Here is a 24712-nt window from a genome sequence, read left to right on the forward strand (position 1 = left end):
AGAAATGATATTTTTCGGATTTAAAAAAACAGAGTCTTGTCCCAGCTACCCGGTTTTGCCAGTACTATCTGCAGATTTTTATATATGAGATGATCAAAGACATAAAAACAATCATTTTAATGAATTTATCATTTTCTTAGTGCATCGGCAAAAAAATATTTTTGGCCTTCAAAAGTTTGAAAGCTTGACATAAGGCACTTTTTTGTTTCAATTGGTATAAATGATAAATTCACTTCTAAAAAATGAACATACTTTATATACGTATTGTGATAAATCATGTTATAATAAAGCGCTTACAAGATAACTTTTGCGGTTTTTATGGGAAACGGAGGGGCTGTTATGTTAAATGGAAATAAGAAGTATAAGAAAAAGATGAAATTATTGCGGGATTCTGCTCAACGGACGGAACATTATAAAATGTATAAAATTGGAAGAAATTGGTTATTTGCCGGAATTACCATTCTGTTTTTTGGAGCAGGAATTTCCTTTGGACTGCCAACTGCGAATGCAGATACTGATTTGAATTCTTCAAGTGAAGTGATATCAGCTAGCAGTGCAGTGAATTCCTCATCTGGTTCAAGTACCGAAGTCACGGATGTAGTAGCTGCTAGTGCGAGCACAGCAACTGATAGTGGCAGTCAAAAAAGTAGTTCAGGCGGTGCAACAAGTACGGTTGCCAGCACATCAGCAATTACCAAAGAAAGTTCAACTGACTCTAGTCAACTGACCAGTGCAGTGGCAAGCTCTACAACTAATGAAACTATTTCTTCAGCTAGCAGTTTAAGTGGATCTTCAGTAACAGCTCAGGCCAGCTCTGGGAAAACTTTAAATTCGGTGGCTAGTGCTGGGCCTTCAGCAGTTAATTCTAAAAATGCTGTGTCTGGTGATTTAAACAGTGAAGTATATACGGAAGCATCTGTTGCAAACAATTCCACAAGTGTATCTGCTGTATCTACAAGTTCTAGCGTTGCCAAAATAAGCAAGGCAGCAGCACCTATCTCCAGTGCATTGACAACGTTACAAACCAAATTGCCGGCGGGTTCAGTTGTTACGACCCAAACTGATGGTACCGTGGTGATCGCGCTTGCCGTTGGTGCAGACGAAACGGCTGTTAAAGCACTGGTTGATAAAGCCAACTTAAATACGCAGGTGGTAATTGAGGCTAAAGATGCAAATGTCGTTGTTCCTAATTTAAATGATGTGGCAAATATTAATAAGGCTGGTGATAAATATACTGGGACTTCCAGTACAGTTGCTCAAGATTTTACGGCAGCTGGAACAGCTACTTTACCAAGCGGAAATGGTTATTCAAGCTTAACTACGAAAACACAGAATCAATCTGGCTATTTGGTATTAGATAATCAACTTAATTTTAGTTCTGATTTTAGTATGTCAGGGACTATCTATCTTGGGGACAATGTCAGCAAAGCAGCTGATGGCCTGACCTTTGTCTTTAGTCCAGGTAACCCTTCCTCACTTGGAACTGCCAGCACTGGTGGTAACTTAGGCTTAGGAGGTCTAGCTAATTCATTTGGATTGGCACTTGACGAACATTATAATAGTGGCGCGTATGGCGATTTCGATAACGCAGATGCTATATTAGGGAACCCCTTTTTGACAGCTGCTACTATTTCATGGCGAACAACGGATAGTACTGGAAAGTTGAACCCTAACACAAGACAAGGACAAGGAAATCTTCTTACTGGATATGGAAACGTTAGTGCAATTGATAAGACGTCTCAAGTAGTGGCTATGAATAATAACATGATAGATGGTAAAGCACATGCATTTTCCATCTCATACAATGCTACCACTGGAGTATTGACAATCACCATTCCAGATAACGATAATCAGAATCAAATTTATAAACCCACCGGCGCAACTAGTGCGACAGTGTGGACGCGTACATTGACGGCTGCTCAAAAAGTCGGGATGTCATTGTCGATCGCAGCGTCCACCGGGGATGACTTTAATGCTTTTGGCGTTCAGATTAATAATTATAGCTATACTAAGGCAACCTCAACAGTAACTTATAAAGAAATAGATAGCGCAGGTACAACACTACCTGGAACTATTACTCATACAATTATTGGTAATATCGGGGATACCATTCGAGTGTTCGCGGATCAAGCGAGTGCCAATGCAGCAATTACTGCTGGGACGGCAACTGCTGCGTTATCTGTAGTAGCGCCGAAGGTTCCTGGATATGTCTTACAAAATACAGTATCTTCAGATTTTGTAGTCGGCAGCTCCAATGTGAGCTTGATCTACAACAAGCAAACGGCGCCAGTTACGGTACACTATCAAGATTATGCTGGCAATATGATTTCAAAAGATGCAACTTTGACGGGCTCATATGGAGACACAAAGATTAACGGCACGACAACTACTAATCCGATGGTTCCGACAATTACTGGGTATACGTTTAGTGCAACCGATGCCAAAAATGCTGCTGCAACAGTGATTAATTTCACTGCATTAGATGCTAATGGAAATATGTATGTAACGGATGCAAATGGCAAGGCAATTACAGCAATAACACTCTACTACAAAGTCAATGCTACAGTAACCCTCAGCGGTACCGAAACTGAGCAGTATACTGGTATGCAGCAAACACCGAAAGCCAGCAACTATAAAATTACCTTACCAACCGGTGTCTCATATCCGTTAAAAGATAGTGATATCCAGTTGGTAAGTGGCGGTAAGGATGTCGGCACGTACGCTCTCGAACTAAGTACAGTTGGCGTCAGCAATATTACAGCAGCAATTGGCAATAGCTATGCAATTAGTTTTAATACAGCAACTGGTTCATTTGTTATTACAGCAGCGGATACCAAGGTAACATTGAGTGGTGCTGAAACTGAGCAATATACTGGTGCGCAGCAAACGCCGAAAGCCAGCAACTATAAAATTACCTTACCAACCGGTGTCTCATATTCGTTAAGAGATAGTGATATTCAGTTAGTTAGTGGTGGTATTAATACAGGCACCTATAGTGTTGTTTTGAGTGAAACTGGAAAAACGGCCGCGCAGGCAGCAATTACAGCAGCGACTGGGACAAATTATAATCCGGCGACTTTTGAAGTAGCAAGTGGCACAACTTTTGTAATTACAAAAGCGCCAATTACAGCAACGATTAGTTCAGCTACAAAAGTTTATGATGGTGCAGCAACAGGCACAACGGCAACGGTAGTCTATACAGTTATCTCTGGTAGTATGATTCCGCCAACGATTTCATGGGCTTCTAGCGATTTTGAGTATCTAGCGGCTGACGGGCAAACAGTTGTAACAATTCCTACAACTGTTGGGGCTTATACGGTTCAATTTAGTGCAGCTGGAAAAACCAAATTAGCAGCATCCCAAGTTGAAGGTGGTACCGCGCAAAACTATACCGTTACACCTGCTAACGGTACTTATATCATTACGGCAGCTACTGCTACAGTTAACTTAACGGGTAGTCAAACCGTACCTTTTACTGGCGTGATACAGAGCCCAACTGCTGGTTACTACAACGTTACTTTGTCAAACGGGACAACATATACGTTGAAGGCTGGAGATATTGCATTAACTAGTGGTAGTGACGGTAAAAATGTCGGGTCATATACGGTTCAGTTAACGAAGACTGGTTTAACAAATATTACGACGGCCCTTACATCCGCAACTGGTGGTAACTATACTGCAGTGACATTGGGCAAGACGACTGGTACGTTCATCATCACACCAGTGTCTACCACAGTGACTTTAAGTAGCACTGAAACTGAGCAATATACTGGTGTGCAGCAGTCACCATCCGCCGGTAACTATAAAATTACGTTGCTAAGTGGCGTTACGTATGCATTGAAAGATAGTGATATTCAGCTAGTCAGTGGTGGAACTAACAGCGGCACTTATGAAGTCACATTAAGTAACACCGGTAAGATGGCTATTCAAAATGCGATTACATCGGTAACTGGATCTAACTATACGGTTTCATTTGATTCGGCCACGGCACCATTTATTATTGTTTCTGCTAAAGTAGCTGCCGAATTAAGCAAAACTAATTTTGATTATGACGGGACTACAAAAGCAAGCGGTACAACTGATTTGTATGTAGTGATTGCTGTTAATGATGGTTCAGCAACAACGCTTAAAGTTCCGTTATCAAATGAAGACGTTGATTTTGTAACTAACGGAACTAATGTCAATTCGTATGAATTTAATTTAAATACTGCAGGTTTGAAGGCGGCTAATGAGGCCCTTAGCAAGGCGACTAACGGCAATTATCAATTGGCGGCAGCAAGTGATGTAATGACTGGTTCGGTAACAATTAATAAAGCAAAAGCGACTATTAGTATTATTAGCAATGACAAGATCACGTATGATGGTAATGCACATAGTTTGAATATTGAAGTAACTGGGGCAGTGAATGGCGAAAAAATCACTTACGCATCTGTCAACAATAGTCATACGACGGTCGGCCAGTACACGGTTACGGCAATTGCTGATGCTAATGTTGTTAATAGCAACTATGAGATTGCCGTAAAAAATGGCTCAATGACAATCGTCAAAGCGCCAGTAACTCCTGGTGAAATTACTATTGGGGATGCAAATGCTGAAGATCTCAAAAAGACTTATAATGGCCAAACATTTAGTGGCAGCCCTATAGTTCAAGGACCAGAGACTGATGTTACCCTAACAAACGATGATTATGAGTATTTGGACGCTAACGGGAAGATTGTTACAGATCCCGTTAACGCTGGAAGTTATACGATCAAACTGACCCAATATGGAATCAACGCGGTTACTGATGCGAATAGTGATTATGACTTGGGTAATCTAAGTAATTTGACGAATAATGCCACAATTCAAAAAGCACAAGCAAAGATTAATATCACAAGTAATGACAACATCACTTATGATGGTGCTGCGCATAGTTTAGATACTGAGGCAATTGGGGCTGTCAATGGCGAGACAATCACCTATACAGTTACTAATAATAGTCACACGGCAGTCGGTCAATATGATGTATCGGCAAATGCGGATGCAAATGCAATAAATAGTAACTATGAAATCACTCCTGGGTCTGGTTCGATGAAGATTGTCAAGGCACCAATAACACCTGGTGAAATCATCATCGGTGACGCAAACGGAAATGATCTTGAGAAAACTTACAATGGCAAAACGTTTGATGAAAGCCCTGTGGTTCAAGGACCAGAGAAAGATGTTACCTTATCAAGTGGCGATTACGAGTATTTGGACGCTAACGGTAATGTTATTACCGATCCGGTTAATGCTGGTGATTACACGATTAAATTAACTGAATCTGGGATCAAAGTGGTTACTGATGCAAATCGTAATTTTGATTTAGGTGAATTAAGCAGTTTAACAAATAACGCTACCATTAAAAAGGCGAATGCAAATATTAATATCGTAAGTAATGACAAGATTACGTATGATGGTGCGGCACACAGTTTGGATGTTGCCGTGACTGGTGCAGTAAACGGTGAAACAATCGCGTATACAGTTACCAACAATAGTCATACAGCTGTTGGTCAATATGATGTTGCAGCAACCGCTGACGATGATGCCATCAATGACAATTACAATATTATGGTCACTAATGGCTCAATGACGATTGTGAAAGCAACAATACCGGAAGGCCAGATTAGTATTGGTGATGCGAATGGTTATGACTTGAGTAAGACTTACGATGGGAAGACATTCACCGAGAATTCAGCAATAGTCGTGCAAGGACCAGAAAAAGATGTCACCTTAGCAAATGGGGAGTACGCGTTTTACGATGAAGGTGGCAACGAAATTACGGATCCTGTAAATGCAGGTAATTATATGATCAAATTTACGGAAGCCGGAATCAAGGCCGTTACAGATGAAAATAGTGGATATGAATTAGGTGACTTAAGCATTTTGACGAATAATGCCACGATTAATAAAGCGAAGGCAAGTATCAACATCACAAGTAATGACAAGATTACGTATGATGGTGCTGCGCATAGTTTGGATGTTGCCGTGACTGGCGCGGTAAACGGTGAAACGATCACTTATCTAGTTACCAACAACATTCAGACAACGGTCGGCCAATATGATGTCGCGGCAACTGCTGATGATAACGCGGTTAACAGTAACTATGAAATTACCGCAGGAACTGGCTCAATGGTGATTGTTAAAGCACCAATAGCTCCTGGTGAAATTACTATCGGGGATGTAAATGGCGAAAACCTCAATAAGACGTACGACGGAAAAACATTTGATGGCAGTCCAGTAGTGCAAGGACCAGAAAAAGATGTCACTTTGGAAATCGGTGACTATGAGTATCTGGATGCTAACGGTGTTGTTGTTAAAGATCCTAAAAACGCAGGCAATTACACAATTAAGTTAACCAATGCCGGAATTAAAGCCGTTACTGCCGTAAATAGTAACTATGATTTAGGTGATTTAAGTAGTTTGACGAATGAGGCCACGATTAATAAAGCGAAAGCAAGCATCAACGTCGCAAGCAATGACGACATTACGTACGATGGTACGGCACACAGTTTGAAAATTGAGGTAGTTGGGGCAGCCAATGGTGAGACGATCATCTATACGGCTGAAAACAATAGTCAAACGACGGTCGGCCAATATGATGTTACGTCGACGGCTGATAAAAACGCGGTTAACAGCAACTACGAGATTACAGCAGAAACTGGATCAATGACAATTTTAAAGGCTCCGACGATGCCAGGTGAGATTATCATTGGGGATGCAAACGGTGCTGAATTAAGTAAAACGTATGACGGTAAGACGTTTAGTGGAAATCCAGAGTTAGTAGTACAAGGACCAGAAAATAATGTTTCCTTAACGCCTGGTGAATACGCCTATTACGATAAAGATGGTAACAAAGTTAATAATCCGGTCAACGCAGATCATTACACAATTAAATTAACTAAAGCCGGAATTGACGCGGTCACTGCCGCAAATAGTAATTATGATTTGGGCGATTTAAGTAGTTTGACGAATAATGCCACGATTAATAGAGCACCGGCGAATATTAATATCGTTAGTGATGACAACATTGTGTATGATGGCGATGCGCATAGTTTGGATATTGAAGTAACTGGTGCAGTCGATGGTGAGACGATCACCTATACACCAGCCAACAATAACCATACGACAGTTGGACAATATGATGTGACGGCCACTGCTGATGACGACAATCCAGTCAACAGCAACTACGAGATCACCTCTGAACCTGGCTCGATGACGATTGTTAAAGCACCAACGACGCCTGGTGAGATCACTGTTGGTGATGCAAATGGTGAGGATCTCAATAAAACTTATGATGGTAAGACGTTTAGTGGGAACCCTGTAGTGCAAGGGCCAGAGAAAGATGTTACCCTAACAACCGAAGAGTATGCATATTACGATAAAGATGGTAATAAAGTGCTTGATCCGGTAAATGCCGGCGATTACACAATTAAGTTAACCGATCTTGGGATCCAAGCGGTCATAGATGCCAACAGTGATTACGACTTAGGCAACTTAACTGTGTTAGCTAACAAGGCCACAATTCAAAAAGCGAAGGCTAGCATCAATATCACCAGTGATGATGCCATCACATATGATGGTACAACACACAGCTTGGATATTGAAGTGACTGGTGCAGTCAATGGTGAAACGATTACCTATACACCAGTCAACAATAACCATACAACTGTTGGTCAATATGATGTGTTGGCCAATGCAGATGATAATTTAATTAACAGTAACTACGAGATTACCAATGGTACCGGCTCAATGACGATTGTTAAAGCACCAACAACATCTGGTGAAATTACGATTGGTAATGCGAATGGTAATGATTTAAATAAGACGTATGATGGAAAGACGTTTAGTGATAGCACTGTAGTTCAAGGGCCAGAGAAAGATGTAACTTTAGCAAGTGGGGACTATGAGTATCTTGACGCTGACGATAACGTCGTTACAGATCTTAAAGACGTCGGCAATTACAAGATTAAATTGACTGAGTCTGGGATTGACGCGGTCACTACTGCGAATAGTAATTATGAATTAGGCGATCTAACTGCCGTGGTCAACAAGGCCACAATTAATAAAGCAAAATCAAGTGTCAACATTACAAGTAATGATGACATTACCTATGATGGTGATGCACATAGTTTAGCTATTGAGGTGGCTGGTGCGGTAAATGGTGAAACTATCACTTATAAATCAGTCAATAATAGTCAGACAATAGTTGGTCAATACGATGTGACGGCAACGGCAGATGAAAATGCAGTTAACAATAACTATGAGATTGCCAATGGTTCGGGTTCAATGACGATTGTTAAAGCACCAACGACGCCTGGTGAAATTACGATTGGTAATGCGAATGGTAATGATTTAAATAAGACGTATGATGGTAAGTCATTTGGTGAAAGGCCTGTGGTTCAAGGACCAGAAAAGGATGTAACTTTAGCAAGTGGCGACTACGAATATTTGGATGCCAAAGGTAATGTCATTACAAAGCCGGTTAATGCCGATGATTACACAATTAAACTGACTGAGTCTGGGATCAAAGCTGTGACGGCTGCAAATAGTGATTATGATTTAGGTAACTTAAGTAGTTTGACGAATGATGCCACGATCCGCAAAGCGCCAGCTAAAATTAATATTGTAAGTAATGACAATATTATGTACGACGGCGATGCACACAGCTTAGATATTGAGGTAACTGGCGTCGTCAATGGTGAGACGATCACCTACACGACAGAAAATAATAGCCAGACGACAGCTGGTCAATATGATGTGACGGCAACCGCAGACAATAATGCAGTTAATAGTAACTATGAGATTATTGACGGCAAGGGTTTAATGACAATTGTTAAAGCACCAACAACACCAGGAGAAATCACTATCGGTGATGCAGATGGCGAAGGCTTCAGTAAAACTTATGACGGTAAGACGTTTAGTGATAGCCCTGTAGTTCAAGGGCCAGAGAAAGATGTAACTTTAGCAAGTGGTGGCTATGAGTATCTTGACGCTGACGGTAACGTTGTTACAAGCCCTAAAAATGCAGGGAATTACACGATTAAGTTAACTGAATCCGGAATCAAAGCAGTTACTGATGCCAACAGCGATTATGACTTGGGCGATTTAAGTAAGATTGTCAACAAAGCTACAATTAGTAGAGCCAAGGCAACCTTAACAGTTACAAGTAATGATGACGTCACGTACGATGGTAAGGCACATAGCTTAGAGGTCGTTTCTAAAGGTGCAGTTAACGGTGAAACTATCACTTATACAACTGATCACAACAGCAATACTAATGTTGGTCAGTATGATGTGATCGTAATTGCCGATGATACTGCGGTTAACGAAAACTATGACATTACGGTCGTTAAAGGTTCAATGACGATTGTCAAGACAACGACACCTGAGGGCGAGATCAGCATTGGTAATGCCCAAGGTGAAAATATCAACAAGACTTACGATGGCAAGACATTTGATGAAAATCCAGTGGTTCAAGGACCAGAGATTGATGTTACATTAGAAACTGGCGACTACGAATATCTTGGCGTCAATGGTAATGTGGTTAAGGATCCAGTTAACGCAGGTGATTATCAAGTTAGGTTAACAGAAAGTGGAATTGATAAGGTTAAAGTTGCAAATAGTAACTATGATTTAGGTGACTTAACTGCACTCGTTAACAAAGTCTCAATCAATAAAGCTAAAGCAAGTTTGACAGTCACGAGTAATGACGACATTACGTATGATGGTAAAGCACATAGCTTAAGTGTTATTGTCGACGGGGCTGTCAATGGAGAAGCCATCACCTATACAACTGGCAACAATAATCACACTAATGTTGGTCAGTATGATGTAACGGTTGCTGCCGATCAAAATGCGGTCAACAGCAATTATGACATTACAGTAGTAGATGGATCGATGACGATTGTCAAAGCAACGACTGGGCCTGGCGAAACCACAACGCAAGTTAAAGTCAATGATGTGTCATCAAATTATGGTGACCCCACACCAGATTTCAGCATCACCATTGGATCTACTCTCAAGGATCCGGGTAACTTAACCAATGCAGATTTCACCTTTGTGGATAAGGCGACTGGTGAAGTGGTTGAAGGTGTTCCAACAAACGTTGGTGACTACGAGGTTAGTTTGAACGCTAGTGGCAAAGCTAAAGTGGCCGTGGCTAATCCAAATTATGATTTGACTGACAAAGATTTTATCAGTGGAATGTACACGATTAATGACGTTATTACCCACAGTGAAATTATCGTGTCACAGACAGTGCATTACACCGGGGCAGGATTAAGAAACCCGGCGGATAAAGTTCAGTCGATTACCTATGATGTGGCAACCAGCAATGCGACTGGTCAGTCAGTTTATACACCCGAGGCTGGGTATAGTACAGTAGATACACCAGAAATCGCTGGATTTACAAATGGCGGTGATGTCGCTGGATATACGCCTGAAACTACGACAGTTAAGCCAACAGATTCAACCGTTACGGTTACCTATAAACCAACCAATGAGCTTGTATATAGTGAAATTACTGTTACTCGGACCATTCATTACGAGGGTGCTGGTAATCAGACGCCACGTGATGTTATCGAAAAGGTAATTTACAAGGTTGTGACTAATAAGACTACCGGAGAAGTTTCCTATACACCACAGGGAGTCTTTGATGCTGTGACAACACCAACATTAGCTGGTTATACAAACAGTGGTGATGTGGCAGAATCAATTCCAACGGCGACAATGGATAAACCAGAAGATAGTTTAGTTGTTGTTCAATATAAGAAGATTTCTGACGGTAATGGAACTAATCCAGGTAATCCTTCGAACCCTGGTGGTAACAATAATAAGCCAGGCAATGGTGGGGCAACACCTACCACACCTGGTACAGGTTCTGATTCTGGAACCGGTAATTCAAGTGCAACTACTGAAGGAGTTAAGAATTCCGCAGGCTCACAGGCTAAATTGGAAACTTTGGAGAATTCAAACCAGAAAGATAATAAAAATATTTCTGTTGTTAAAGCAGGAATATTGCCACAAACTGATGAACAACATGAAAATATTCTTTCAGTGATTGGCATGATGCTCTTAAGCGGTTTTCTTGCATTGTTTGGATTAAAACGTCGGAAACGTGATGATGAGAAATAACAAGTTCGAAAATTTGAATGAGATTTTATAACTGATTTTTAAAACTTGTTGTTAAATTAAGCAGACTTAGAAGTGAAACGACTTCTAAGTCTGCTTTTTTGGAATCAAGTTATATATAGTAGTAAATATTTAAAAAAATCCTGTTGATAAATTAACAATTGCTAATCTATTAACAGGAAAAGTATGGAACTTACTTTGTTTCACTCACTGTTTGAGGACAGTTCAACAAAGCAAGACCCAAGATATAAGAATTCTTCCCGCGGGATTGCGCTCCTACCTCCAAGACTCTTATATCTTGAGCCTTAATCGCTTTGTTTCACTCACTATCTGAAAGACAGCCTTAAAAATAGAAGCATACCTAACCGCGAGATGCGATCTCGCTACCGGCACGCTTCTATTTTTAAGACTAATCGTCTTCATTCACTCACTATTTGTACATGTATTCTCTAGTCATTGGCAACACATTGTTGCTTGCGCCAGTACCCTTTGTTAATAAGTACTGGATGACATCGATATTTCTAGATTCGAATGATGCTGAACACGCTTGTAGATAGAGATCCCACATGCGCACAAAGCGTTCGTCAAACATTTCTTTGACTTCTTCGCGATGTTCATTGAAGTTCTTATCCCAAATTTCTGTCGTTTTTTGATAATGACGGCGTAGAGGTTCCAAATCATCAATCTGTAATCCGTTTTCGATAATGTGATGAATGTTTTCTTCCAAGCCGGGCACATAGCCACCTGGGAAGATCCATTTGTTTAACCAACCGTTGTTAGCACCGCCCTGTTGACGAGTGATTCCGTGAATCAAAGCAACACCATCAGTTTTTAGGTAATCAGCAACACACTTGAAGTAGGTTTGGAGATTTTCCTTACCGACATGTTCAAACATCCCAACGCTGGTTATGTAGTCGAATTGTTCGTCTTTGATTTCGCGATAATCTTGTAAACGGACTTCAGCCACATTTTCTAAGCCTTCATCCTTAATTTTTTTATTCACTAAGTTGAATTGTTCCTGAGAAAGAGTCACACCAACAACGCGTAAATCATATTCTTTAGCAGCTGTTAGCATTAAAGTTCCCCAGCCACAGCCAATGTCTAAAAGGGTCCGGCGTGGTTGTGGGTGCAACTTGTTTAGAATATGGTGAACTTTGTTGATTTGAGCAGTTTCAAGATCATCGGTATCTTTCTCAAAATAAGCACAAGAATAAGTCATGGTTGGGTCTAACCATAAACTGTAAAAGTCATTTCCGATGTCATAATGATTCTGAACATCTTCTTTGCTTTCTTTTTCATCATGTTTTTGTTTGGGAAGAAAATGAATAAACTTCTTGTCATGGAAAAAGCTCCCAGCCGTTTCGTAGGCCGAAGTTAGTAAAGCCTGGATACTGCCATCAATTTCGATTCTGCCATCCATGTAGGCCTCACCAAGCGCAATGGAGGCATTATTGATAACCTGCTTGATTGGCACCTCTTCTTTAAGGGTGATTGAGACTTCTGGAGTACCATCTCCGTATACTTCAGAACTACCATCCCAATAAGTAACTTTAATTGGAATATTGAAAGAGTGCTTAAAAAACGTCTTGTAAAATTTCTTTTCTAACATCAATTCGGGTCCTTTCTTATTAAATGGCAATATTAAACAAGCCTATTATACGCTCCCTTATTTAGTTTTTCGAATCTTAAGTTTTTTTCGAAACTGGAAAAAAGATTTTCAAGCTGTTAACATGATATAATTAAATACGTTTCAAGTTGGAGTTAAACATAATAGTAGGGGGTGGCACGTTTGAGAAAATGGGCATGGGTAATTGTGACATTTGTTGTGATCTTAATAGTTGGAGGCTATGCATTTTCACGACACCAATCGATTGAAAAACAATATCATCTGGAGATGGAGAATGCGGCAGCAGCTATCAAAGATAAAAATTATACGGCCGCAGAGAACTATTTTCAATCGGCTTTGACGCGCCGAAATAGTGATCCGACTGCCACACATCGTTTGAAGCAAACAAAAACGTTTGTAAATGGAATGGATCAGCTCGAAAACCATCATTTCTCAGCTTCAAAACGAACTTTCCAGCAAGTGTATACGATTCACAACGGTTCGGAAGTATTAAATGATCGGGCGCATCAACAAATTAAAGAAATTGAAGTTGTTCAAAAAAATGTGACAAAATACAATAAAACGTTAGATTACGCGCGTGAGTTAAATCAAGCGCAGTCGTTTGAACTTTCAAATGAACAATTAGATACTTTATTCAATACCAAGGAATTTAAGAAGGGGTATTATACTTCAATTTGGAAAGCTGCTAGGGCGCTGCAAAAGAGTAACAAAACTGGGTTAGCACAAACAGTAATACCGGATGTTGCTGACAATAGGTCCTCATCACAGAGTAATGCGGCTGCAAGTGAAAGTAGTACAAATGGTACGAGCCAAGCAGCAGGAAATGGTAGTGTGTCTAGCTTGCCAAAGCCTAACTTGAGTTCTTCTGAACAACAAGCGGCAAACAATTATTCCGGGAGTAATGAATTTACGGTCACCAAAAAAGATACGGAGTTAAATGGTAAAGTGATTAGTCAGGATCAAATCACAAAAGCTCGCCAAGAATTAGGTAATCGAGCTGGTCAATTTAGTGATCAGGATGTCCGTAACTTGATCAAAGAAGCCGGTCAAAAGGGCATTTCTGTGACTGACGCGGCTAACAACCAATAAGGTAGGCCAAAAATATATAATTAATTTAATTTAAACGTTTAGTTAGAGACTGCAAAAGTTTGTGATTTAGTGTAAAATAGCAAATGTAAACTTAAAAAAAGAAAGAGGTTTTCATACATTATGGCAAAATTAGTATTAATCCGTCATGGTCAAAGTGAATGGAATTTATCTAACCAGTTTACTGGTTGGGTTGACGTTGACTTGAGCGAAAAAGGCGTTGAACAAGCAAAAAATGCTGGTAAGTTAATCAAGGCACAAGGCATTGAATTTGATTATGCTTTTACTTCAGTATTAACTCGTGCAATCAAGACTTTGCATTATGTTTTGGAAGAATCCGATCAACTTTGGATTCCAGAAGTTAAGACTTGGCGTTTAAACGAACGTCATTACGGTGCTTTACAAGGCCAAAACAAAGCTGAAGCTGCTAAAAAGTGGGGCGACGAACAGGTTCATATCTGGCGTCGTTCATACGATACTTTGCCTCCATTGTTGGATAAAGATGCTGAAGGTTCAGCAGCAAATGATCGTCGTTACGCTAACTTAGATCCACGGATGATTCCTGGTGGTGAAAACCTTAAAGTTACTTTGGAACGAGTTATTCCTTTCTGGGAAGACCAAATTGCTCCTAAGTTGTTAGATGGCAAGAACGTTGTTATTGCTGCACATGGTAATTCATTACGTGCTTTAAGCAAGTACATCGAAAACATTTCAGATGAAGATATTATGAATCTTGAAATGGCAACTGGCGAACCAGTTGTTTATGACTTCAACGACAAGTTGGAAGTTCAAAACAAATCTAAATTAGATTAATAGTAATTTTAAGTAAGCAATTTTCGGTTAGAAGGTTGCTTATTTTTTTTGCTTTTTTTAATACTAAGACAATCAAAATGTAGTAAACTTTTTTTGAAAAATTGAATTATTTTTACAGAAGTAACATTAATTGATAATAAAATAGTAAATAATTAAACTTTGGTTTTAGCTATTCACCAGGCAAATACTAGTTATTTAATTTTCTAATATTTGGTGTTGATTTTTCTAATATCAGGAGGTAATATGGATGAATAGATATATTTTAATATATATTTATAATAAATAGTTTATACGTAAGCATGTGCAAATTGTACACATTTTTTTGATCTAAATTTGTAAATGGTGTGCTGTTGTACTTTGACGAAATGTATACAATATTATTTGATTTAAATCAATCATATTAAACCACAGGTTGTTTTATAACAATCGGCGCATTTTTTTTACTATTAGGTAGGTAAGCACTTGATTCTAGGATTTAAGGATATATAGTGGAGAACAAAAATGGAAAACAATCTTTTCGAAAAGAAGCTTCATTATAAGATGTATAAAAAAGGTAAGGCATGGGTTTACGCTGGAATCGCGGTTTTCAGCTTAGGTATCGGACTTTCTCAAACCAATGTCCAAGTCTGTTAATGCTGCCACAGTTAAGTCAGCAGACGAAAGCACAGTAACCAGTCAGGCTGCATCACAAGATTCCAAGGCCAGTTTAACGACCTCAAGTAGTGACAGTGAGAAAACTAATTCGAAAGTTGATGTTAATAGTAATACTGATGAAACAGCTACTTCATCTGAGAGTACCTCATCAGCTGCTAAAAGTGCAGCTACAGTTAGTAAAGCACAGAATGACACGTCAGCTACTAGGGCTGCTGTTGAAAGCTCATCTGTAAGTGATGCCACCAGTGCGTCGATAAGTTCACCCACAGAAGCTACAAAGCCAGCTAACTCAGAAACAACTGACAACACAGTAGTTGCTACAAATAATAGCAGTTCGAATTCTTCTGTAGCATCAACTACTAGTACTGCTACTTCAAGCAAACAAGTAAATGTAACGAGCCGTTCAGATAGCGCGGAGAGTACAACTAAAACTACTGTAATTCCAGAATTACCTACCGGAGTATCAGCGGTTACTAAGAATGACGGTAAGTTGGTTGTTTCATTGCCAGATGATGCTTCAACAACGTTAATTAAATCAGTACAAAATGCATTTGCTAACTATACAGAGCCAGTAACTTTAGAAACTAAGGCCGCTGATGCTGCCGCACCTGCGGGAACCGTTGTAGTTACTGCTGATAATTTTTTGGATTATTTTAAATTGAACGGGACAGCTACTTACAATAAAGGGGTAGTTACCTTTACATCTGATAATCCAGATCAGAGTGGAAATGTAACTCTGAAAAACAAAATTTCAACGGATCAAAGCTTTACACTTACTGGACAAATCAATTTAGGCAATAAATCCCAACCAGCTGGTGCTGATGGCCTTTCTCTAGGTTTTCATGATGGAGATACTGATGCAGTCGGGATGGACGGTGGGTCGTTAGGTTTCGGTGGACTTGAAAATGCTTTTGGATGGAAAGCTGATACGTATTGGGATTCCCAACCAATTAACAATGCGGATACAGGCTATTTTGATGCTGATCCTCAAAAGTATCATAATAATCATTATAATTGGTTCAATAGTAGTTCAAGTTCATTTGGTGGTTTTGTTCACACTGAATTAGTGAATGGTAAAAACAAGGCAATTACTGAAGATGGTACGAATGGCACTAAAGACTTAACAAAGGAAATTAAGGATCCTAATGGACAGTTTAAAGATTTTACAGTTTCATACAATGGAACTACCAAGTCGCTTACAGTAACTTACGATGGTAAGAACTGGAACGAAGATGTTTCTAACTATATTGGTGACAGTAATAGCTTATCATTGTTTATTGCTGCAGCTACTGGGACTTCATTTAACCTACAACAATTAAGAAATATCAATTTAACATACGTTGCTCTGGGGGTAACTAATATTCAATATGTTGATGATGATAACAATGGCAAACAAGTTGGAGATTTGGTGGAATTGACTAGTGGCAATGATGGCACAGCAACCTGGGATGCAACAGTTGGTTCGACAGTCTGGAAGAAGGCTAGTATTGCCAATTCAGAAAATTACAAGTTAGCCGTTGGTCAAGATACTTCAGGCGATTACACATTTGATGTTAGTGATAATGCACCTATTGTTATCCATTTAAATCACGTCCATTCGTCTGTACTCCCTGATACCTTTAATGGTAAGACAACTGCAGAGGTTACTTATTCTGGAGCTGGTGAAAATACGCCAAGCAAAGAATCACAAACGGTCACGTGGACAACGGATACTGATATGGTTACTGGAGCTGTTACGTATATACCTAATAAATCATATACACAGGTTGATACGCCAGATATTCTAGGTTATACACCGACGCATAACTATGTGCCTGCAGTTGAATTAAGTGCTACAACTGAAATACCAAGTGATGTGGAAACGGTCAATGTAAATTACATGCCCAATACAGCTAACATAAAGATTAACTATGTTGCAGTTGATAATGGTGGTAATCAGGTATTGATTTCATCTGAGACTCTGGAGGGCTTTCATGGTGAAGGCTCAAGTTATACTGCAACAGTGCCAACTGGTTATCACTTTACCGTTAACACAGATGGTGCAGCGCAAGAAGTTACTAAGGAGTTTAAATTCAATAGTCTTGAAAATCAGACATTGACATTCTTTGTAGCATCTGACGAACCGCAAACAGGGAATGGTACAAAACACTATGAGATCACCATTCATACAGCCGACGAAACTAAGGCTGCACAAGACAAGATCAACGATCTGATTACTAAGGATAAAGATAACGGGATCATCTCAACAGGCAAAGTTAATTTAATTACAACCAATGAGGGTGTAAGTACAAGCCATGAACTTGGGAATGGAACAAAGCACTATGAAATCACCATTCATACAGCAGACGAAACCAAGGCTGCGCAAGACAAGATCAACGGTCTGATTACTAAGGATAAGGATAACGGGATCATTTCAACAGGCAAAGTTAGTTTGATTCCAACTAATGAAGGTGTAAGTACCAGTCATGAGCTTGGGAATGGAACAAAGCACTATGAAATCACCATTCATACAGCCGACGAAACTAAGGTTGCACAAGAAAAGATCGCCGATCTGATCGCTAAAGATAAAGAAAAAGGGATCATTTCAACAGGTAAAGTTAGCTTAGTTCCAACCAATGAAGGTGTAAGTACCAGCCATGAGCTTGGGAATGGAACAAAGCACTATGAAATCACCATTCATACAACCGATGAAACTAAGGCTGCACAAGAAAAGATCGCCGATCTGATCGCTAAGGATAAAGATAACGGGATCATTTCAACAGGCAAAGTTAGTTTGATTCCAACTAATGAAGGTGTAAGTACCAGTCATGAGCTTGGGAATGGTACAAAGCACTATGAAATCATTGTTCACACAACTGCAGAAATTGCGGCTGCACAAGCTAAAATTCATGCCATGATTGCCGCTGATGAGACTAATGGAATTACTTCAACTGGTAAAGTTGTTTTGGCTCCCACAGATGATGCTGTAAGTACCAGTCATGAGCTTGGAAATGGGACAAAGCACTATGAAATCACCATTCATACAGCAGACGAAACTAAGGCTGCACAAGGCAAGATTGCCGATCTGATTGCTAAGGATAAAGAAAACGGGATCACCTCAACAGGCAAAGTTAATTTAATTCCAACCAATGAGGGTGTAAGCACCAGTCATGAGCTTGGGAATGGAACAAAGCACTATGAAATCACCATTCATACAGCCGACGAAACTAAGGTTGCGCAAGAAAAGATCGCCGATCTGATCGCTAAAGATAAAGAAAACGGGATCATTTCAACAGGTAAAGTTAGCTTAGTTCCAACCAATGAAGGTGTAAGTACCAGCCATGAGCTTGGAAATGGTACAAAGCACTATGAAATCACCATTCATACAGCCGACGAAACTAAGGTTGCGCAAGAAAAGATCGCCGATCTGATCGCTAAAGATAAAGAAAAAGGGATCATTTCAACAGGTAAAGTTAGTTTAATTCCAACCAATGAGGGTGTAAATACAAGCCATGAGCTTGGAAATGGTACAAAGCACTATGAAATCACCATTCATACAGCCGACGAAACTAAGACTGCACAAGACAAGATTGCCGATCTGATTGCTAAGGATAAAGATAACGGGATCATCTCAACAGGCAAAGTTAGTTTAATTCTAACCAATGAGGGTGTAAATACAAGCCATGAGCTTGGAAATGGTACAAAGCACTATGAAATCACCATTCATACAGCCGACGAAACTAAGACTGCACAAGACAAGATTGCCGATCTGATTGCTAAGGATAAAGATAACGGGATCATCTCAACAGGCAAAGTTAGTTTAATTCCAACCAATGAGGGTGTAAATACAAGCCATGAGCTTGGAAATGGTACAAAGCACTATGAAATCACCATTCATACAGCCGACGAAACTAAGGCTGCACAAGGCAAGATTGCCGATCTGATTGCTAAGGATAAAGAAAACGGGATCACCTCAACAGGCAAAGTTAATTTAATTCCAACCAATGAGGGTGTAAGCACAAGCCGTGAGCTTCTTAATCATGAATTTCTTAATAATGATAAGAAAAAAACAGTACAACTGTTAATTAACCATGGTAATGAGCACGAAAATGTAATCAAAAAAACAGTCATTCCAACTGTTAATGGTAAAGAAGCCACTAAAAATTCAGCAACTAAATCGATTGATTCGTCTAACGCTGATCAAAATAAGACAAAAGTTAATAGACTTCCCCAAACAGGTGAAAAACAGTCCGCAGGTCTTTCTGAGTTAGGTTTTCTTGCAGCATTGTGTGCTCTTTTTGGTTTTACTTTCATACCAAAAAGAAAGCATCAAGATTAATTACAGGTAAATAAATTCGCTAACAACTTATTTCTCACTAGTACCCAAAATTATGCTAATGAGGATGAAGTTATAGGCTAACGTTAGGGCTTATATTCATAACATGAATATGAGCCCTTTTGTTATGATCTGACGTAGCCGGGACTTATAGACTAAGCATACTTTTATCAAATCTTACTGATAAATTATTCTACTTCTTTATTACTTCAGGAATTCTGATATCTTTGAAGTTGATGGTGTAATGATTAGCTTTTATGGATTGCCACTTTTAAGAGGATATGAAGTAATATGATACATGCTATAATGTAGTGAAAATAAACATAAGACTTTGGAAACTGTTTTTAATTAGTTGCTTATAGTTTTACTAAAGGATGAAGGTGAAATAATGAAAAGCAATTATCGGGTTGTTGAACTATTAGTTCAGCTGATGGCCGGCAAAACACTTAAACAAGCAGATATTCAAAAAAAGTATGCGATTAGTTTGCGTACCTCCCAACGTGACTTGTCCTATATCAAGAATGCATTGGCGGAATACGATGCTGGAGAGATGATAGAGCAACAGGGGACATATTATTTATCGCACCAAAGCGAAACAAAAGATCTTGAGATGGCTTTAGCAACCAGCAACATTCTATTGGGTAGCAGAGCCTTAACACCGGATGAATTAACCCACACATTAGATTTTCTTAGTCGTGGATTATCTCCAGCTATGCAAAAAGCTGTTCATAAACAGTTAGCTTTTCCTCGTGAAAGTTATACGCCACTTTCTGCACCAAAACCGTTACTTAGTCGATTACGAGGGATTGCAGCCTGCATTGCCAACAATGAGAAACTGGTTTTTACATATCATAGTAGTCATTCAGGAGAACCAAAGCCCCTCATTCATCATGCTCAGCCGGTTGCAGTGTTTTTTGAAATACACTATTTTTATGTGGCTATGTGGAGCAGAGAACGCGGTGGGTATTGGCTATATCGCCTTGACCGCATCGTTGATATTTTGGATAAATCACCCGGAAAGAAACTCGATTACGCAAAACGTTTTTCATTACAGGATCATCGTCACCAAGTCTATTTGGTAGATTCAGGGTCGTTGACCAAAATTAAATTTATTTATCGAAACTATATACAGACGGCGTTGGATAACTTTCCTGATGCCCGTGTCATTCAGAAAAATGCGGATGGCAGTACGGTTATTGAGGCCTATGTTAAAGTTGACGGCGCAATGATGTGGTTACTGAGCCAAGGAGCCGGTTTACAGGTTGTTTCGCCACCCTCACTGGTCAAACGGATGCGAGATGCGTTGAGTGCAGCTCGTGAACAATATCTTGAATAAGAACTAAACAAATAACGTGGTATTGAATTAATTTTCAATATCGCGTTATTTTTTTGGTTGCTTAAATAAAATTTTGTATAGCACTCACAAATGACATAATATGACACCCACTATTAGTACTATGTAGAAGGATATATGTAGCCATGTTTACATAGAAAAATAAGGAGGAGTTTTATGATGATTAATTCGAAAAGCTTAAAAATAACAGGAAAGAAATTTATACTTACTTCGTTAGCAGCTATCTCATTAATGGGTGTAGGCGTTGGAATAACAACTGCAGTGTTAAATGCTCAACCGACTGAGGTAAGTGCTGCTACTGATCTCGGTTATCTTATTCGGGATTATACGCCTAGCGAAGGCGATTACAAACATTCTGTTCCATTGCCTATGTTAGATCTTAAAGTAGGTCAAACAAAAACAATTAAGGTACCACAAATTAAAGGATACACATCAAACGTAAAAACAGTAAAAATCACTGAATATGGACCCTACTCTATGTTATCAAATTATTTTTATTATACAAAGAACAAATCAACGCCAAAGGCACCAGCAAAGGATCCTGTAAGTTATAAATCTCAGAAATCGTCTATGCAAGTTCGTTTAGTACCAGGTCACGATTTTTATAATCACGTTCCAGGTAGTAAATATAATGCTAAACGCACTCATTATGGCAAAACTTACAAAGGTCGCACCGTCACAATCAACATGACAGCAAAACGACCAGGCGTCAAAACACCATATTATCGTTGTGTAGTCGGTGGTAAAACTATCGGTTGGATCTACGGCGGTGCACTTGTAAATGTTGCTAAATATAAAACTGTGAAGAAGACAGCTACGGTTGTTTCGAAGCCTACCAACAACTTCTACAATCACGTAACTTCAAGTATCTATGCCACGAAATTAACGCATTTTGGTAAGACCTACAGAAACAGAAAAGTAACTATTAACATGCAAGCTACGCGGCAAGGAACCAAGACGCCATATTACCGTTGTTCTGTAAATGGCAAGAGTATTGGTTGGATTTATGGTAGGGCGTTAAGCAATGTTCGTTAGATTAAAAAACAAGGAGAAAAAACAATGATTAAAGACGAAGCTTATTTCACTTTAAAAAAAGAATATGCTAAATATGGTAGTTGGGCACTTTGGAATGTGTCAGATGTGACAAAAACTATTCACACACCTGACTGTTCTATTGATCCCGTTAATTTACAATTAAAAGATGCTGATTATCGGCATAAAAACTTAACTAACAACGGAATCATTTTAGGCTTAAATTGGTCCGAACGCGGAGCATGCAGTACCGATGATTGGGCTAATTTCCATGATGTAACTAAAAATAGTCGTGATTTTAATATTGTTAAAATGATTTTGAACACACCTTTTAAAGGTAGTTATATGACCGATATCATTAAGAATCATCTTGAGACGAATGGATCGGATGTTGCACAAGCAAGTAAACGGCCTGAAAATGCTGAGAAATTAAGTAAAAACGCCAAGTTGCTACAAGGTGAGCTCGATCTGATTCGACCAAATTATTTAATTGTATTTGGTAAAGCAGCAGAGAAAGTGCTTAAACTCATGATGGATCGTGACTTACTAGACATTAAAGCGGCCAAAATTGTTGAGTTAGATCACTATTCCGCTGCATTGTCCGCAGAAAAAATATCTGCAGCAGTCGAAAAGCTACAAAAATTACCGCTTAATTAGTTTTCAAAGAGTAGCGCACAAATGAAGTTGTGCGCTACTCTTTGAGTTAGTCAGTACATTGTTTTTAAACATGTTTTGAAGGAGTTGTTAGCTTTGAGTAAAGATGAAAATGACCAACAAGACACACCAAAATTGGTGAGTCGAGCGAACAATAATGATAGTGAAAAACCGATAGAATTACAACCCGAGTATGGTAAATATATCTATGGTGAAATTATTCGTGATTTTCCTGATATGATTGATTACCTTGGGCGACTGAAATTTTCTGCCACCAGTACTTGTATCGATTTATTGGCATTGGCGCAGTCGTTACGAGTCCGAATTAATTATAGTAGCGATTTAGATAAGGATTTTATGCTTTATCAACCAAAAACAGAGGCCATGAATCGGCATAACGTTGAGGCTGTATTAGTTGTTACAGATAAACAAATGACTTATCAGAATCAAGCATGGTTTGTCGCACAGGGATTGGCGACGTATATCCTTGATTTTGCAGAATATATTCCTGATTTTAGCGAAAATAAAGATGCCATGAACAAGTGGACCGTTTTCAAACTTGCAGAGGCGTTGTTGCTACCAAACGATTTGGTGGAGCGAGTCGTTGATCTTTCGATGGCGTTGAATGAAAAAACGTTGGATAAAGTAGATCAACAAAATCATTTTTTGGTTTTCAATGCACCACGGACAAGCATTATTACACATACGGCAGCACAATTGGCAAATGTACCAGAGTGGCTTATGTCGCAACGAATAGAGGAATTCTATAACGGTTAATAAATGCCAAATGTTCACTTTTTTGAAATCGACGTCCAAATGATTAAAGATGAAGCGTTTAAAAAAACTGATTAAAAAGTAATTTTATTTGTTACTAAGTTTGTTAGCGACATAATGTGTCACGTCCATTTTATATAATAGCCACTGTTGTAAATAAAAAATATTGAACGAGGGAAGATAGGAAAATGAAAAAGGCAATTATTGGAACCATTTTAGGTCTAAGTTTATTTGGATTTAGTGCATCAGGAATTACGACTGCTCAAGCAAGCAGAACAAGTGTTGTAAGATACACTAATATTCGGGATGCAAAAGTCCATGTGGCAAAAGGAACGATGTATACATCTGCTAAGCTAAGTAAGACAGCACATTATGCCAAAAATTATAAGTACACAACTTTTACCAAAACTGAACAGGCAACTGTTAAGAAGAATGGTAAAAAAGCCGTCTATCAATATATTAAAGCTGGCAAGATTAAAGGCTGGATTTGGCATGGATATGTTAAAAATGGTAAGGCTAGTAATGGTGTTTTGAAATATACTAATATTAAAGACACCAAGGTTCATGTTTCAAAAGGAACATTATTTACAACTGCTAAACTAAGTAAGGTTGCTCATTATGGTAAAAACTATAAGAGTACGACTTTCACGAGAACAGAACAAGCAAAGATTAGAAAAACTGATGGTAAGACTTATACTTACCAGTACATTAAATCAAACAAAGCATCAGGCTGGATTTGGAGTGGCTATGTAAAGGCGGGTAATGCACCTCGATCATTTAGTAGTTATAGAGCCGCATTTCAGGATTATATTCAAGGGACGGGTCTAGCTTCCACGATATATACTCAAAATGATTTACAAGATATTGCCGTTCAATTAGAAAACTATGGTTCAGGTTGGAATATTGACGAATCATATAATGGAACACAAAAGGATCTTGCAGCGTTTGAAAATATTTATAATTTATTTAAGAGTCGTTTTTCTTCCAGTCAGCGGACGCACTTCACTTCTATGATTAATAAGACGAAAGCGGAAAAAGCATCAAGTGCTGATGATAATGATGCAATCAAGTCAGATTTAGGACAATTATCGAATGCTTTAGGTGAAGCAGTTGCAGCATTTAAATAATATAAAAAGATTTTATTAAGTTAGTAGATTACTAATGTTTTAAGATAAAAAGAGGCCAGAAGCAAAATCAATTCTGATTTTGTCTCTGGCCTTTTGGTTACTTAAGTTTGTGGTTCGAGTTTATT

Annotated in this window: 11 protein-coding genes; 10 read left to right on the forward strand and 1 reads right to left on the reverse strand. The window is 39.0% G+C overall.

Annotation, left to right across the window (positions count from 1 at the left end; all coding sequences use genetic code 11):
• Positions 1–339 precede the first annotated feature (339 nt).
• Positions 340–11154, forward strand: coding sequence for an MBG domain-containing protein (locus ADU73_RS05505; protein WP_062913259.1), 10815 nt, complete (start codon positions 340–342; stop codon positions 11152–11154).
• Positions 11155–11581: 427 nt separating this feature from the next.
• Here the strand turns inward: ADU73_RS05505 and ADU73_RS05510 are convergent, their stop codons facing one another.
• Positions 11582–12760 (reverse strand): SAM-dependent methyltransferase, encoded by a 1179-nt coding sequence (locus ADU73_RS05510; RefSeq protein WP_056985968.1) that lies wholly within the window; start codon positions 12758–12760, stop codon positions 11582–11584.
• Between the two features lie 180 nt (positions 12761–12940).
• Here ADU73_RS05510 and ADU73_RS05515 point away from each other — a divergent pair, with 180 nt between their 5' ends.
• From ADU73_RS05515 to ADU73_RS05550, 9 genes are all read left to right on the forward strand, one after another.
• A complete protein-coding gene (locus ADU73_RS05515) occupies positions 12941–13867 on the forward strand; it encodes a hypothetical protein (RefSeq protein WP_046870935.1) in 927 nt (308 codons plus the stop codon).
• A 120-nt stretch (positions 13868–13987) separates the two neighbouring features.
• Complete coding sequence (locus ADU73_RS05520; protein WP_046870936.1) at positions 13988–14677, forward strand: 2,3-diphosphoglycerate-dependent phosphoglycerate mutase; 690 nt, start codon at positions 13988–13990, stop codon at positions 14675–14677.
• Positions 14678–15178: 501 nt separating this feature from the next.
• Positions 15179–15310, forward strand: a complete 132-nt coding sequence (locus ADU73_RS10720; RefSeq protein WP_080945490.1) for a KxYKxGKxW signal peptide domain-containing protein — start codon at positions 15179–15181, stop codon at positions 15308–15310.
• Complete coding sequence (locus ADU73_RS05525; RefSeq protein ID WP_062913260.1) at positions 15294–19649, forward strand: lectin-like domain-containing protein; 4356 nt, start codon at positions 15294–15296, stop codon at positions 19647–19649. Before ADU73_RS10720 ends, ADU73_RS05525 begins: the two co-directional genes overlap by 17 nt.
• Before the next feature lie 385 nt (positions 19650–20034).
• Positions 20035–20982 carry a helix-turn-helix transcriptional regulator gene (locus tag ADU73_RS05530; protein WP_226996016.1) on the forward strand — a complete coding sequence of 316 codons (948 nt, stop codon included), beginning with the start codon at positions 20035–20037 and terminating at the stop codon, positions 20980–20982.
• A gap of 177 nt (positions 20983–21159) precedes the next feature.
• A complete protein-coding gene (locus tag ADU73_RS05535) occupies positions 21160–22035 on the forward strand; it encodes a GW dipeptide domain-containing protein (RefSeq protein WP_062916598.1) in 876 nt (291 codons plus the stop codon).
• A gap of 24 nt (positions 22036–22059) precedes the next feature.
• The gene (locus ADU73_RS05540) at positions 22060–22689 is read left to right on the forward strand and encodes a uracil-DNA glycosylase family protein (RefSeq protein ID WP_046871760.1); all 630 of its coding nucleotides are present in this window, start codon (positions 22060–22062) and stop codon (positions 22687–22689) included.
• Positions 22690–22782: 93 nt separating this feature from the next.
• The gene (locus ADU73_RS05545; RefSeq protein ID WP_046871759.1) at positions 22783–23463 is read left to right on the forward strand and encodes a hypothetical protein; all 681 of its coding nucleotides are present in this window, start codon (positions 22783–22785) and stop codon (positions 23461–23463) included.
• Between the two features lie 185 nt (positions 23464–23648).
• On the forward strand, positions 23649–24587 hold the full coding sequence (locus tag ADU73_RS05550; RefSeq protein WP_062913261.1) for a hypothetical protein: 939 nt from the start codon (positions 23649–23651) through the stop codon (positions 24585–24587).
• Positions 24588–24712: the final 125 nt, after the last annotated feature.

The sequence above is a fragment of the Pediococcus damnosus genome, from assembly GCF_001611155.1.
GTDB lineage: Bacteria > Bacillota > Bacilli > Lactobacillales > Lactobacillaceae > Pediococcus > Pediococcus damnosus.